Below are 14,423 nucleotides of genomic sequence, written 5' to 3'. Positions count from 1 at the left end.
AAGAATCTATCTTTAATCAAACCCAATTATTAACTAACAAAACCGCATTGTTGGTCTGAAATATGGGGAGTATTACAAACAGCCCCGGTATTGAGACGGCTTCATTTTATAATCATTTCGTCAGTTTGGGCGTTAATTAAGTGAATGCTTAAATTTGTTCTATGCCCGAAAACAAGTCGCAAAAAATCAGAATATCAGGAATGACCTGCGCAAATTGTGCGTTAGGAGTCCGAAAACATCTGGAAAAGGCCGGCTTGGAATCCGTTGACGTTAACTTCGTCAATGGTGAAGCATTCTTTGAAAATCCGGGGAAAATCGACATTACTGGAATAAGGCGCGGAATTCACGACCTCGGATACGAAGTCGTAGACGAAGACGACCGCGATGAGGAGAAAGAAAATAAACGGCCCGATCGAACGCTCGAACGCTATTTCCTCTTTTCGCTCATATTCACCCTTCCGTTAATGGCTCACATGGTGGTCCCAAAGGATTTTTTCCTTAACGATCCACTTTTACAGATCGCCCTGTGCACCCCGGTTTATGCTCTCGGCTTTTGGTATTTCGGTCGATCGGCATGGAGTTCGGTGAAGATCGGAGTTCCAAACATGGATGTATTGATCTTTATTGGATCAACTGCTGCGTTTGGCTATTCCCTGTATGGAACCTTGACGAATTGGAGCACTGATACCGTGCATCAATATATGTTCTTCGAGACTGCGGCGGCCATAATCACCTTGGTGTTATTAGGTAACCTAATCGAAAAGAGATCGGTTCGTAAGACCACGGATGCCATTGATAGTCTTCAGAAGCTTCAAAAAAAGGAGGCGTTAGCATGGAGGAATGGCGAATGGAAATCGGAACCGGTAAAGGGCTTGCAACCTGGAGATAAGGTTTTGGTCCGTTCGGGCGAAAAAATTCCTGTCGACGGTGAAATTTCTTCGGGAGATGGAAATGTTGATGAATCGATGATCACTGGAGAGTCGGAACCTATCTTCAAATCCCCGGGGATGGAGGTTTTATCGGGAACTCTTTTGTTGGATGGCTCTACTGAGATCAAGGTAGTAAGACCATTAAGTGAAACCGTTTTGTCAAGCATTATCGAAATGGTTCGTCAGGCTCAGCGCGACCAACCTACCATTCAGAAACTAGGCGATCGGGTAAGTGCCGTTTTTGTGCCGGTGGTATTGGCGATTAGCCTGGTCACATTTGTTATTTCGTTTCGCATTCTCGGAGTAGGTATCGAAGCGAGCATCATGCGGGCCATTGCCGTACTCGTGATCTCATGCCCCTGCGCAATGGGGTTGGCCACTCCCACAGCCGTCATGGTGGGCATTGGAAGAGCCGCTAAGAAGGGAATATTGATCAAGGGTGGATCCACATTGGAGGAATTGGCGAAGGTGGAAACTGTAGTCTTCGACAAAACAGGCACGCTGACTACAGGCTCTTTTCGCGTTAAAAGAATCGAGGCCTACGGAATGGGCGAACGCGATCTTCAGAGCATCGTGTTGGGCTTAGAGCGGCACAGCAAGCACCCGATAGCCGAGAGTCTGGTCAAAGCTTGGTCAGAAGATGTAATCCCCTACTCTTTTGAGAAGGTGAATGAGCTAAAAGGCAAAGGGATTGAAGGGCAGGATGACCACGGGCAAACCTTTTTTGTTGGCATAGGATCTGATGACAGCGATCTTTGCGTAAAGCGAAATGATGAGGTCATTGGAGTCATTGACATCGAGGATGATTGGAAAGCAGGTGTGCCAGAGCTGATCAGGTGGTTGAACGACCAGCAGATCAGAACCATTATACTCAGTGGGGATAATGAACGTAAATGCCGCCGATTGGCCGAGCGAGTTGGAATAGATGAATTTTATTCTAGACAGAATCCTGCCGAAAAGATCAAGCACATCAGAATGTGGTCGAAGAAAGAAAGGGTCGTAATGGTCGGCGATGGGATCAATGATGCCCCAGCCCTAACCCAGGCTCATGTTGGAATATCGCTTGGAAAGGCCTCGGATGTGGCCATTCACAGCGCTGAAGTGGTGTTGTTAAGTGATTCAGACTTGAACCTAGTTAAATCGGCTATTCAATTGAGTAAACAAACATTGAGAACCATTCAACAAAATCTCTTTTGGGCCTTCTTTTACAATGTTCTGGCCATTCCGGTCGCTGCGGCCGGACTCCTGAGTCCTATGGTAGCGGCATTATCCATGGCTTTTTCTGATGTGATTGTCATTGGGAATAGCCTTAGACTTCGGATCAAATCACTGAAGTAAGTGTCGCAAAACCTTCATATAGTTTTTTTGACCCAGTGGTACCCCCACCCAGAAGACGTCCAAAATGGCGTCTTTATCAAGCATCAAGCCGTAGGCTTAGCAAAACACCACAGAGTTACGGTAATCTGGGTTGGTCCGTCGGAATCCGCTACTAGGATGGTTGCAACGGAAGATAGAGATTACGGAGAACAGCTTTTGGAGGTACGAGTGCGCTATCCACGCAACAGGAGAGCACTGGGTAAAGCAATGGCATTGAAGAAGGCACTAACTAGCGTAGAAAAGCCCGACGTGGTTCATTTAAACGTTCTCGATCGGGATTTTCCGATTTGGGAATTGTGGTTGAAAAAGATTCAGAAACCCTTTATCATTCACGAGCATGCCTCGCTCTATTTCAAGAATTATCAGAAGGACGGCTTATGGCATGCCAGTCGAAAACGATTGGTTCGCAATGCGTTTCGCGTTTGCCCGGTAAGTCGTGGTCTGAAAAATGCGATGATCGACAACGGTTTGGAGGGTCGGTATGTCGTTGTACCCAATATTCTTGACGTGCCGGAAAGTGTCGAGAGGAAACCCAAATCGGACCACTTGATGCTAGTATCGATCGGTGATCTCGTGAATGATATCAAGCGCTTTCATAAAATAATCAAGGCTTTGAAGAAGCTCCCCGGGCCGTGGGAATATCACATAATTGGAGATGGAGTCGATAGAGAAGTGCTTGAACTTTTAGCAAAAGATCAATTTGGAAGTGATCTATCTCGGAATGTCGTTTTCAAAGGGCGGCTGAGTCAGGCTGAAATTCAAGGCAAACTGCCTCGGTTCCACATCTTTTTGGCCAACAGTCGATACGAAACCTTTGGATTAGCGGCTCTTGAAGCCTTGAATGCGGGGGTTCCGGTATTGAGCTCTCCGGTTGGCGTTATCCAAAAATATCTGCGTGAAGGTCAAAACGGAATGATAGTGGATAACTACAAGGATTATGCAGAGAAGATCGGGCAACTTTGGGATCGATACGATGAATTGGATCTCCAGCTTATGTTGCCCAAAGATCGTGAAGAGTTATCGGCGGACGGATTCGTCGACCGAATTCACGCGATGTACCGACAGCTCGGTTTATTTGTAGATTAGCGCAATGATCCGTACCATAGTCACCACTACCTTCAGTAAATTCGGGGTCATACTGATCAGCTTTGCAATTCTGGTTAGCACAACCCAGTTTTTAGGGGCCGAAGGAAAAGGATACATCAGCCTATTCCTGTTGAACGTAACCCTGGTTCAACTGATCAGCAGTTTTATCGGTGGGCCGGCACTCGTTTACTTGCTACCCCGGTTTGGGGTTGAGCGACTGCTCGTTCCTTCCTATTTGTGGGCATTGGTAGTTTCTGTGATCGTGCCAATGATCTTGTTCGCTGTAGGCTTGCAAGACGAGCAATACCTGTACCACTTGATGTTCATTGGCGCCATCGACGCCATTGGAAAGATCCACCTACAAATTATTCTCGGGCGAGAGAATATTAAAAGTCACAACTGGATCAGTTTCGGGCAGAGTTTAGTCCTGTTATTTAGCTTTTGGATATTCTTCCGGGCATTCGATATCCACGATATCAGCGCTTATATCGGAGCCATTTATATTGCATACTTATTCACTATTGTGGCGGGGTTTTTAACCATTTACAAAGAGCTTGGCACCACCCCATCCGCAGAACTCAAGGGTACTTGGCGCATCACGGTCCGAGAAATGACCCGCCACGGGTTTTGGATCCAGCTAGCCAATATTAGTCAGCTGTTGAACTACCGGCTATCTTATTACTTACTGCAAAAGCTTCTTCCAGAGAATAATTATGCCTCGCTGGGCTATTACGCCACGGCTATTAATCTGGCAGAGGCGTCCTGGGTAGTGAGCAAATCTTTGGCTATGATCCAATATTCTAGGATCAGTAATACGCAAAATCCGATCGAGATCAGGCATCTTAGCACACAAATGTGGAAAATCGCTTTTTATTCTGCCTTGGTAATCATAGGTGTTTTGGTCCTGATATCGGGGAGTATATGGGCCTTTGTTTTTGGCTCTGGGGATAACTTTGAACAGATTAGGCCCCTATTAGGTATTCTGGCCCCGGGTATATTCTTCATGGCCCTGAACAATACCATGAGTGCCCATTTGGCCGGACGAGGGCACTACGAACTGAATGCTAGAGTTTCTGGACTTGGCCTAATACTCACCGGCCTTACGGCACCTTTGCTGATCGTGAAAATGGGATTATACGGTGCGGCGCTGTCGACATCGATCACCTACAGCCTGTCTACTATTTACCAAAGCCAACTGTTTTTGAGGGAGAGTCGTATACCTTGGGCAGACCTGTGGCCTTCTCGGGCCGATGGGCGTTGGCTTCGACAATGGATACAAGGAAATTGACCGTTGATTTACGACGTTACTGAACTTTGCTAAGTAATTTATTGTTGGAACATCAACATTCTGTTATATTTGAAACACTATTATTAACCCAAACTAAAAGAGGATTATGAAAAAATCGTTACTCTTTGCTTTTGTGACGGCGGGTTCACTTGCTTTTGGACAAAGCAATGTGACGGTTCGGGAACACTCTGTACTTAACGTTCGTGCAAAGGCGGAACTCATGAAAAATGAAGTAGGCGGAACTTACCAAGCTCCGTATCTCCAAGGTTCGCGCTCTGCAGTCGTGGATATGGGTCAATCAGCAAACGTATATAGTGTGGCCTTCGGTGCCCGATCTGCCGTTTCTGTACGCCCTGAATTGAATGCCATTGCATTCCTTCACCGTTCCAACGGACCAACTAACGGAGATGCCGGTAGTGGATCACTTCGTTACGACCACAGTTTGGATGGTGGTGCTACTTTCACTAACAACGTAGGACCAGTTTACGACCAAAGTGTTGGTGGTGCTCGTTATCCCGCCGGTCAAATCTTGAATGATCCGACCAACACAAACCCTGCTAATGCAAAGTACCTTTACACGGCCCCGATTCTTACCGGATCTAATGGTCCTAATTGGGGAGGTCAATTGGTTGGTGACTGTACTTTTGGTTTGGCTGACTCGTCAAATACTGTATTAGAATCAGACAGCGCAGCTGGAGATTATAACTTCATCTCTGCAGGTATGTGGGCTTCTGGAATGGTAGGTCACCACGTTGATATCGAGGTGGAGGTGGTCTACCAAGACAGTTCCTTGGATTATACTGATACTATCATCTACCGACGCGCTGATTATTCTTCTGGTTCTCAGGTTTTTAATCAAGAAGAATTGTACGTTCCTGTGTACAACGATACAGGAGGAGGCAGAGCTATTGTTGATGCCTATATCGGATTTGGTCCTGATGGTCAAACTGGATATATTGTGGCGATCGGTCATGGTGGGGATGCCTCCATTGCACCTGTCGGGGCTTATCACTTGATCGCGCTAAAAACAACTGACGGAGGTACAACATGGGGTGCACCAATGGACATCTCTGTATCCGGGTTAGTCGATGAAGATCTTCTCGACGACGGACGTGATTACACTTGTGCCGGTGAGGGAGATATTGCCGTTGATAGCAATGGCGATATGCACTTCGCAGTAGCTATTGGGCCAGCAGGAGATCCTTGGAGTATCGGAACAGCCCCTGGAGTTTGGGGTGTATTCGACGTTCATGGTGACGGAACAAACATGGCGGCTTCATTGATGGCTAAGCCACAAACTTTCCGTGGAGATTTTGGGGATGACTTGACTGAAGATAGCCGTCCGCAAGTATCTGCATCTTCTGATGGAGACTTCATCACCGTCACTTGGTTCGACACCGACACCTTGTTAGGTAGTGTAGGCAACACTTTGCCTGACGCATGGGTCAAAGGGTATCGCGTACAAGAACAAACTTGGTTGACAGAAGTAAACGTATCAACTGGAACATTGGCTGATGCTGGGTGCACTTGGGGTACTGTTGGTGACTTGATGTTCAAGAATGGAGATTCAGCCACTGTAGCTATCGTTTACGCTTCTTTGGTAAACAACGATATCTTAAGTGAGACTCAGTACCACTACCTGGATGGATCTTACTCATTCAGCGGAATCGGAATCGAAGAAAGCGATATCACTGAAATGCGTGTATTCCCTAACCCAGCTTCTGACAACGTTCGTGTCGCTTTCGAAATGAAAGCTGCAACTGACGTAACAGTAAACGTGGTTAACACCGTTGGACAAACCGTGATGACTAGCTCTCACAACGCCGTAACAGGTGGAAATGTGGTTAGCTTGAACGTGTCTAACTTGGCTAATGGATTGTACTTCGTTGAAGTATCTTCAGAGAACGGAACATCAACATTGCGTTTGATCGTTCAGTAATCTGATCTCAGATATAGTAAAAAAGCCGCCCGAAATGGGCGGCTTTTTTTGTCTTGTTGTTTTGACTTACTACGAATTTAAACCAAATGGTCGAGGGCTTCTACTTTGAGCAAATGTTCACTTGTAAAGCCTTCGCCAAATGGAGCTCCAACCATTCGCCCCATATCCGCTGCGCGGTAGCGTACGCTATCTAGAAAATTCTTGCTCGAAATAACGGTTTCGGGTTCATCACTGTTGGGATCGTAAAACTGTGACGAAAAAGCCTCCACTACCTTCATTTTTCGCTCCATGACTTCTTCTCCAAACGGAATAATTATGTCCGGTGTAAGCGAGTTGAACTGAATGTAATGCAATGCCAACTCAGGTCTGTGCGCAGCTTGTTCCTTTCCTTGAAATTCGGTTTTCACCTTCGGAAGTCCAGATAGAAAACCGGCAGTACGAACAACATCAGCTCCTTTTCCGTGATCGGGATGACGGTCACTTACCGCATTGGCCAACACGATTCGAGGTCTGTATTTCCTGATCATTTCTACAATGCGCAACTGATGCTCTTCATCGTTTTGAAAGAACCCGTCCCTAAAGCCCAAGTTTTCTCGTACGGCCAATCCCATGATCTCCGAAGATCGCTTTGCTTCCTCATCGCGTAAGTCCGCAGTACCTCGGGTACCGAGTTCACCACGTGTTAGATCTACGATTCCGACCTTTAAGCCGTTGTCAATATGCTTTATTAGGGTGCCAGAAGCCCCGAGCTCTACATCATCCGGGTGAGCTGCGAAAGCCAGAATATCCAGTTTCATGCTTTGGAATTTTGGCTAAAATAGACAAACAAGATCTTATTCCTTGATCCAGGCGACGATCTCATCGCTCATTGGACTAATCGACGGTGCATAAACTTGAACGAGGTTCCCCGAACCGTCGATGGCGAATTTTTGAAAATTCCATTTCACCTTGGCATCCATTTGACCATTCTGCTCCTTTTGAGTCAGCCACGCATACAATGACGCCTGTTCCTTTCCTTTGACCGATATTTTAGACATCATTGGGAAGGTAACCTCGTAGTTTTCGGTGCAGAAGGCTTTAATTTCGGCATTCGAACCCGGCTCCTGGCTCATGAAATCATTGGCCGGGAAAGCAATGATCACAAAGTCCTTACCACCGAATTGTTCGTATAACTCCTGAAGTTCTTCATATTGAGGAGTAAAACCGCACTTCGAAGCGACATTAACCACGAGCACTTTTTTACCTTTCAGCTGACTTAGCTCATACTCGTTGCCATCAATGTCCTTCACGACGAAATCGTAGAAAGATTCCTGTGCAACAGAAGCGAATAATCCCAAAAATACAATCAGTGTTGAGAGCAGTATTTTTTTCATCCTGTATAGCAATTTATGACCAATAAACTGAGTGACGCCTTATAAGTTCATCACTATCGTATCTTTGGTGTCACATGAAAGGGATGTGGATCATATTAGCTCACGAATTTCAGCTCGAATGGAAGCAGCGCTATGCCGTGTTCGGACTTCTAATATACGTCCTTAGCACTGTATTCGTGACCTACCTAGCCTTTCAAGGCTCTATTTCCGAGCGGGCGTGGAACGTCGTTCTATGGATCGTATTGCTCCTTGCCTCCGTTAACGCTGCCACCGGTAGTTTCATCAGGGAGACCTCGGGCCGCTATTGGCTTTATTACCAACTAGTTGATCCAAGATCACTTATTCTGGGAAAAACACTTTACAACATGATCCTCATGTGGGTTTTAGCCCTGCTAGCCTGGGCCTGTTTTCGTCTTTTCCTCGGCGATCCCGTAGTCCATCAAGGGCTTTACCTTGTTTCACTTCTATTGGGTTCCAGCGGGTTTGCCGCCACCTTGAGCACCATGGCAGCTATTTCGGCTCGCACCCGGCAAAACACAGCGTTACTCGCCATTCTGTCACTGCCAATTCTCCTGCCTCTCTTTCTCGTAACGCTACAATTAAGCAATGCGGCCATTCTGGGGCTTACGTATGAGCTTTGGTGGCGGTCGATCATCGTCATCGGATTGCTCAACGGGGTCACTTTACTCCTCTCATACCTGTTATTTCCCTACCTTTGGCGCGACTAAAACGAAGGACTTAGATGAAGTGGAATTGGTGGAAAATCGCGAGCATGATCCTGGTAATTTACGTGCTGATTGCCGGATTACTGGGCGAAGTACCTCGCCTTCCCATCCTTAACGAAACCATTCGCAATTTATACTTCCACGTGACCATGTGGTTCAGCATGATCCTTCTGTACTTGCTTTCGTTGATATACAGCATCAGATTCCTCCGAAGCAACGACTTGTCCCATGACGATTGGGCGGTTGAATCGGCGATCTCAGGTTTGGTACTGGGTGCCCTCGGATTAGTTACCGGCATGCTCTGGGCGCGTTTCACTTGGGGTGCCTTTTGGGTAAACGACCCCAAACTCAACGGAGCAGCCATTGCCATGCTTATTTATTTCGCCTACTTCATTCTCCGACAAAGTTTCGACGATGAACGCAAACGTGCTCGACTTAGCGCCGTTTACAATATTTTCGCCTTTATCTTCATGATCGTTTTCATAGGAATCTTACCCCGCCTAACTGATAGCCTCCATCCCGGAAATGGCGGCAATCCGGCCTTTAGCCAATACGATCTCAACAGTGAAATGCGAAAAGTATTCTACCCCGCCGTTATCGGATGGGTCTTGGTCGGTTACTGGATCGTAAGCATTCGGCTTCGCATCCGACGCATGGAACGCAAGCTCGCTTGGAAAGAACTCAATAAATGAAAAAGCTACTCCTTCTCCTATTACTTAGTGCCTACGGCACGATGGCCCAAAATCCGAATAATGTGGAGATGGCCGACACGTTCCGCGAAAACGGTAAAATATATGTCGTGGTCGGCGTTATCGTAATCATTTTCATCGGCCTGTTTGTTTACCTGATCACCGTAGACCGTAAAGTGAGTCGGCTCGAAAAGAAAATGGAAGAATGAAGAAGACACATATCGCAATTATCGTTTTGATCGCTGTTGGTATCGCCGCAATTCTCAGCACTTTTACCGATGCGAGCACCTATGTTTCGTTCCCATTGGCTGAAAAAAATGCAGGTAAGCAATTCACCGTAATCGGTTACCTCGATAAGGAAGAGTCCATGACCTACGCACCGGAGCGAAACCAATTTACTTTCACCGCCATCGATAAGGAAGGAAACGAACGAAAAGTGATCTATTTCCAGCCCAAACCTCAGGATTTCGAAAAATCAGAAGAAATCACCATGAAAGGCTTTGCCACGGATTCAGCATTCGTAGCCGAGCAAATCCTGATGAAATGTCCTTCTAAGTACAACGAGACTAACGGCGTCGAGAATACGTACGAATAATGGAGTACCTGAATGAGCATACCGCCATAGGAGCCGTCGGACACTTCGCCGCAGTATTGTCTTTCGTTGCGGCACTGGTTTCAACGATATCCTATTACTTCCACCACCGCAGTGACTCCCCCGAGTGGAAACGTCTTGCCCGTGGGAGCTTCTACCTTCATGCACTAGGCGTCCTTGGGGTCGTGATCAGCTTGTACATCATGATATTCGGACATTACTTCGAGTACCAGTACGTATGGCAACACAGTTCCAAAGAACTCCCTTTTTACTACTTGATATCTTGTATGTGGGAGGGCCAAGAAGGAAGTTTCTTACTGTGGATAATCTTTCAGGTGATCCTTGGACTGCTGTTCATGCACCGTATTGGAAAATGGGAGGCCACGTCCATGACCATTTACGGTAGTGTTCAAGTGTTCTTGACCAGTATGCTCCTCGGAAGCTACCTCTTTGGAGCAAAGATCGGCTCTTCGCCCTTCGTTCTTATCCGAGACCTTCCCGAGTATGCCAACCTGCCTTTCCTACAAAATCCGAACTACTTACAGGCACCTCAATTTCAAAATGGTACGGGACTGAATCCACTACTTCAAAACTATTGGATGGTCATCCACCCTCCTACTTTGTTTTTAGGTTTTGCCGCCGTTCTGCCTCCATTTGCTTTTGCATTGGCCGGACTATGGCGTCGTGCTTACGACGAATGGCTAAAACCAGCACTTCCCTGGACCTATTTTGCCGTGATGATCCTCGGGTTGGGAATCCTCATGGGAGGTGCCTGGGCCTATGAAGCCTTGAGCTTTGGAGGCTTCTGGGCTTGGGATCCAGTTGAGAACGCCATCTTGGTTCCTTGGCTGACCTTGGTTGGTGCAGCGCACCTAATGCTCATACAGAAGAATAAAGGAGGAAACCTGATGTCGACATTTGTGTTGACCTTCATCACCTTTCTTCTGATCCTCTACTCTACTTTTCTCACCCGAAGTGGCGTCCTGGGAGATAGTTCGGTACACGCTTTTGTTGACCTCGGACTCAACGGCCAGCTTTTGCTGTACCTTTTCTTTTACATTCTCCTTGCTTTTGGAACTTTGGCCTATCACTGGCGCAGCCTGCCAAAAGCTACTACCGACGACCGTTTATGGTCTCGTGAATTCTGGATGTTCATCGGAGCTTTGACCTTGACCATATCGAGTTTTCAGATCACCTTCAGTACTTCGATACCCGTGATCAATAAACTCACCGAGCTTTTGGTAAATCCCGTGCTCGTTGGATTAGGGTTCAGTGAGCGAACGGCATTAGCACCTCCTATCGATGTCATTGAACACTACAACAGCTGGCAACTCCCATTCGCACTTCTTATCACCGCATTGGTCGCCTTTACCCAGTTCTTGAAATACAAGAAAACCGAATTTCCCAAGTTCCTCAAGAGCATTGGACTTAGCTTGGGAGCATCGCTGATTTTAACCGTGGTTTTAGCCCTGGCCTGGGGGTTCAACAATGCCTTGTATACCGCCATGCTTTTCACTTCGGTCTTTGCGGTCGTAGCAAACTTTGATTATTGGACTCGTCTCGTCAAAGGGAAATGGGATTTCGCAGGGGCGTCCTTAGCTCATATGGGATTCGGGTTAGTGATGCTTGGAGCATTGGTATCGAACGCTCAAAAAGAAGTCATTTCTGAGAACCCCACTTATATCGCCAAGGATTTTCCCGCAAGCGAAAACATCTTGATGGAATTGGGCGATACCATGCAAATGGGCAAGTACTACGTCGTTTGGAATGGCGAACGCAAAGAAGAATTCAATCGCATTTTTGAGATCGATTACTATGAAAGTGACGGCAAAGGTTCATTAGAAAAGGCCTTTACGCTCGAACCTTTTATTCAGCTTAATGAACGAATGGGCAATGTGGCAGAACCGAGCACAAAGCACTTTTTTGCCAAGGACATTTACACCCACATCACCTATGCCGAGCCTGAGGAAGTGCGGGCCGAAAAAATCGCCACCGGCTACAGTCGCGAAGCCGATATCGAAATGTCCTTGGGCGACTCGGCCATTTACAACCGTCATTTCGTAATATTAGATAGTTTGGCTCTCGACCCGAATAGGGTACAATTCGAAGATGGCCAACCCATGAATATCGCTTTGGTAGCCTATATGACAGTGGTAAATGTACAAGGGGTTAAGCGTTTCGCGCGACCGGCATATGTTGTATCCGGGAATCAAGTACAACTCGAAGAAGCTGTAATAGAATACTTCGGTCTGAAATTCCGTTTTGAAGATGTAAATCCCGAGAACAACAAAGTGAAGATCAAAGCCTTTACTGACGTGCGCGACGAGAAGGAGTTCATCGTTATGAAAGCCGTTATCTTCCCTTGGATCAACCTGCTCTGGTTGGGCAGTATTCTCATTGCCATGGGTACCTTTATGGCCATTCGTCAACGAATTAAAAAGGCATAATGGAACGCGTGATCCTTATTGGTGCAGGTCGTTTGGCTTACCACTTGGGCCGTGCTTTGCAGGCAGCGGAATTTGATCTCATAGGTTTGTACAATAGAACCGCTGACAACGGCAAAGAGCTGGCCGAAGCACTCGATGCAGAGCTGTATTTGAATTATGATGAAATTCCTAAGGACGCCGATTGGTACATAATTGCCGTGTCCGATAGTGCTATTGAGGAAGTATCCGAACATCTCAACGGTGTTAGCGGATTAGTGACCCATACCTCTGGATCGGTGGACCTTGAAACGCTAGTCAAACACCCCAAAAGAGGTGTATTTTACCCCTTGCAAACCCTTTCGCGCCGCAAGGCGGTACATTTTCAGGATATCCCCATGTTGGTAGAAGGCGTTGACCCCGAGACCGAAGAGTCCCTTGTAGGAGCAGCGACAAGGATCAGCAATCGCGTGGAGCGAATCGATAGCCAGCAGCGTCAATACTTGCACCTGTCGGCCGTTTTCGCCTGCAATTTCTCGAACCACATGTATACCATCGCCGAAAAACTCATGAAGTCGCGCGATATGAGATTCGACCTGCTACATCCGCTCATCGTTGAAACGACGGAAAAAGCCTTGGAGAAAGGTCCGGCCGCAGCACAAACAGGACCGGCCTTGAGAGGTGATCAACCCACAATTGACAAACACGTAACTTTGCTCAAGCGACAAGATTGGGCCGATCTTTATAAATTGATCAGCGAAAACATCCAGCAAAACAAAGCGTGAAGAACTACAAAGAGCACCTGAAAAAGATCTCGACGTTCATTTTCGATGTCGATGGCGTCCTCACGGACGGAAAGGTGATCGTGACCGCCCAGGGAGAGCAATACCGCAATATGAACATCAAGGACGGCTATGCCTTGCAGCTGGCCGTTAAGAAGGGTTATCGCGTTGCCATTATTTCGGGCGGCAATAACGAGGGAGTGCGCGTTCGATTGAAAGGATTGGGACTTACGGATATATACCTCGGGCAGCGACACAAAATTGATGCATTTGAAGACCTCAAAGCCATCTACGGACTCCAACCCCATGAGATCTTGTACATGGGTGACGATATTCCCGATTACGAGGTCATGAGTCTTTGCGGGCTGGCCACCTGCCCAGCCGATGCGGCACCCGAGATTCAGAGGTTTTGCGACTACGTTTCGCCGATAGCGGGCGGACAAGGATGTGCGCGCGATATTCTGCAACAGGTCATGAAGGTACAAGGCAAATGGATGAACGGCGATGGCTTCGAGTGGTAAGGTGATATGGTCGTTCCTACGTCTGATCCGGGTTAAGAACTTGTTGATCATTGGCGGCACCCAATTCTTGGTGTACTATTCTCTTATTCTATCCTACGGTATTCCCGTAGCCCTGAAGCCTTCGTTATTCTCACTGTTGGTGCTTTCCATTGTATTGCTCGCGGCCGCAGGCTACGTGATCAACGACTACATGGACATCAAAGCCGATGAGATCAACAAAGGTGATGTCATCGTCGGTAAGGTGATCAAACGAAGGGCCGCAATAATTTGGCATTTGACCCTTACTGCGGTCGGATTAGCACTCGGTGTCTTTACGTCATACAATGTCGGGCAGTACTACCTTGTAGGAATCCACCTTTTTTATGCGTTTATCCTGTGGTATTACAGTTCCCATCTCAAGCGACAATTTCTCGTTGGTAACATTGTTGTGTCCTTCTGTATTGGGCTATCGGTGATCGCCGTTCCTTTGTTTACTATGATTCCGGCTCTCAACGAACAATACTCGGCCAACCAGCGAAGCCTGTTCCTCATCATCTCCGGATACGCCTTCTTCGCCTTTCTGATCAACCTCATTCGGGAGATCATCAAAGACCTTCAGGATGTTGCGGGCGATTCAGCTCAGGGATTTCGCACGATGGCGCTCCATGTCGGTGAAACGGGAACAAAGGTTATCCTCAGCTCTTTGTTCGCCGCCATGCT

Annotated in this window: 14 protein-coding genes; 12 read left to right on the top strand and 2 right to left on the bottom strand. The window is 47.2% G+C overall.

Annotated features, from left to right (window positions below; translation table 11 throughout):
- Positions 1–200 precede the first annotated feature (200 nt).
- The 4 genes from cadA (at position 201) to J4F31_09795 (ending at position 6,619) form a co-directional block, all read left to right on the top strand.
- A complete protein-coding gene (gene cadA, locus J4F31_09810) occupies positions 201–2,267 on the top strand; it encodes a cadmium-translocating P-type ATPase (GenBank protein ID MCE2496852.1) in 2,067 nt (688 codons plus the stop codon).
- 27 nt (positions 2,268–2,294) lie between these two features.
- Positions 2,295–3,392, top strand: coding sequence for a glycosyltransferase (locus J4F31_09805; protein MCE2496851.1), 1,098 nt, complete (start codon positions 2,295–2,297; stop codon positions 3,390–3,392).
- A gap of 4 nt (positions 3,393–3,396) precedes the next feature.
- Complete coding sequence (locus J4F31_09800) at positions 3,397–4,680, top strand: polysaccharide biosynthesis C-terminal domain-containing protein (GenBank protein ID MCE2496850.1); 1,284 nt, start codon at positions 3,397–3,399, stop codon at positions 4,678–4,680.
- Between the two features lie 106 nt (positions 4,681–4,786).
- On the top strand, positions 4,787–6,619 hold the full coding sequence (locus tag J4F31_09795; GenBank protein MCE2496849.1) for a T9SS type A sorting domain-containing protein: 1,833 nt from the start codon (positions 4,787–4,789) through the stop codon (positions 6,617–6,619).
- Between the two features lie 77 nt (positions 6,620–6,696).
- On the opposite strand, the gene bshB1 is transcribed toward J4F31_09795, so the two are convergent.
- The gene (gene bshB1 / locus J4F31_09790) at positions 6,697–7,416 is read right to left on the bottom strand and encodes a bacillithiol biosynthesis deacetylase BshB1 (protein MCE2496848.1); all 720 of its coding nucleotides are present in this window, start codon (positions 7,414–7,416) and stop codon (positions 6,697–6,699) included.
- Between the two features lie 36 nt (positions 7,417–7,452).
- Entirely contained in the window at positions 7,453–7,992 is a 540-nt protein-coding gene (locus J4F31_09785; protein MCE2496847.1) for a glutathione peroxidase, read from the bottom strand.
- Positions 7,993–8,066: 74 nt separating this feature from the next.
- Between J4F31_09785 and J4F31_09780 the strand changes: the two genes are divergently transcribed.
- From J4F31_09780 to J4F31_09745, 8 genes are all read left to right on the top strand, one after another.
- Entirely contained in the window at positions 8,067–8,720 is a 654-nt protein-coding gene (locus J4F31_09780; GenBank protein ID MCE2496846.1) for a heme exporter protein CcmB, read from the top strand.
- A 14-nt stretch (positions 8,721–8,734) separates the two neighbouring features.
- On the top strand, positions 8,735–9,409 hold the full coding sequence (gene ccsA / locus J4F31_09775) for a cytochrome c biogenesis protein CcsA (GenBank protein ID MCE2496845.1): 675 nt from the start codon (positions 8,735–8,737) through the stop codon (positions 9,407–9,409).
- A complete protein-coding gene (locus J4F31_09770) occupies positions 9,406–9,615 on the top strand; it encodes a CcmD family protein (protein ID MCE2496844.1) in 210 nt (69 codons plus the stop codon). The genes ccsA (J4F31_09775) and J4F31_09770 overlap by 4 nt, the downstream gene beginning before the upstream one ends.
- Complete coding sequence (locus J4F31_09765) at positions 9,612–10,001, top strand: cytochrome c maturation protein CcmE (protein MCE2496843.1); 390 nt, start codon at positions 9,612–9,614, stop codon at positions 9,999–10,001. The genes J4F31_09770 and J4F31_09765 overlap by 4 nt, the downstream gene beginning before the upstream one ends.
- A complete protein-coding gene (ccsA, locus tag J4F31_09760) occupies positions 10,001–12,445 on the top strand; it encodes a cytochrome c biogenesis protein CcsA (GenBank protein ID MCE2496842.1) in 2,445 nt (814 codons plus the stop codon). Before J4F31_09765 ends, ccsA (J4F31_09760) begins: the two co-directional genes overlap by 1 nt.
- Entirely contained in the window at positions 12,445–13,206 is a 762-nt protein-coding gene (locus J4F31_09755; GenBank protein ID MCE2496841.1) for a DUF2520 domain-containing protein, read from the top strand. Before ccsA (J4F31_09760) ends, J4F31_09755 begins: the two co-directional genes overlap by 1 nt.
- Entirely contained in the window at positions 13,203–13,724 is a 522-nt protein-coding gene (locus J4F31_09750) for an HAD-IIIA family hydrolase (protein MCE2496840.1), read from the top strand. The genes J4F31_09755 and J4F31_09750 overlap by 4 nt, the downstream gene beginning before the upstream one ends.
- Positions 13,708–14,423: geranylgeranylglycerol-phosphate geranylgeranyltransferase (locus tag J4F31_09745; GenBank protein ID MCE2496839.1), on the top strand; the 716-nt coding region annotated here is incomplete at its 3' end. The genes J4F31_09750 and J4F31_09745, both read left to right, overlap by 17 nt.

The organism is Flavobacteriales bacterium (assembly GCA_021296215.1).
GTDB lineage: Bacteria > Bacteroidota > Bacteroidia > Flavobacteriales > ECT2AJA-044 > ECT2AJA-044.
Note: the sequence above shows the minus strand (reverse complement) of the source record. Positions and strands in the feature narration are given on the sequence as shown.

Excerpts from the sequence above, each read along its gene's own strand:
- J4F31_09785 (MCE2496847.1), bottom strand. The coding sequence starts at position 7,992 with ATGAAAAAAATACTGCTCTCAACACTGATTGTATTTTTGGGATTATTC.
- cadA (MCE2496852.1), top strand. The coding sequence starts at position 201 with ATGACCTGCGCAAATTGTGCGTTAGGAGTCCGAAAACATCTGGAAAAG.
- J4F31_09780 (MCE2496846.1), top strand. The coding sequence starts at position 8,067 with ATGAAAGGGATGTGGATCATATTAGCTCACGAATTTCAGCTCGAATGG.
- J4F31_09770 (MCE2496844.1), top strand. The coding sequence starts at position 9,406 with ATGAAAAAGCTACTCCTTCTCCTATTACTTAGTGCCTACGGCACGATG.
- bshB1 (MCE2496848.1), bottom strand. The coding sequence starts at position 7,416 with ATGAAACTGGATATTCTGGCTTTCGCAGCTCACCCGGATGATGTAGAG.
- J4F31_09765 (MCE2496843.1), top strand. The coding sequence starts at position 9,612 with ATGAAGAAGACACATATCGCAATTATCGTTTTGATCGCTGTTGGTATC.
- J4F31_09755 (MCE2496841.1), top strand. The coding sequence starts at position 12,445 with ATGGAACGCGTGATCCTTATTGGTGCAGGTCGTTTGGCTTACCACTTG.
- ccsA (MCE2496842.1), top strand. The coding sequence starts at position 10,001 with ATGGAGTACCTGAATGAGCATACCGCCATAGGAGCCGTCGGACACTTC.
- ccsA (MCE2496845.1), top strand. The coding sequence starts at position 8,735 with ATGAAGTGGAATTGGTGGAAAATCGCGAGCATGATCCTGGTAATTTAC.
- J4F31_09800 (MCE2496850.1), top strand. The coding sequence starts at position 3,397 with ATGATCCGTACCATAGTCACCACTACCTTCAGTAAATTCGGGGTCATA.
- J4F31_09795 (MCE2496849.1), top strand. The coding sequence starts at position 4,787 with ATGAAAAAATCGTTACTCTTTGCTTTTGTGACGGCGGGTTCACTTGCT.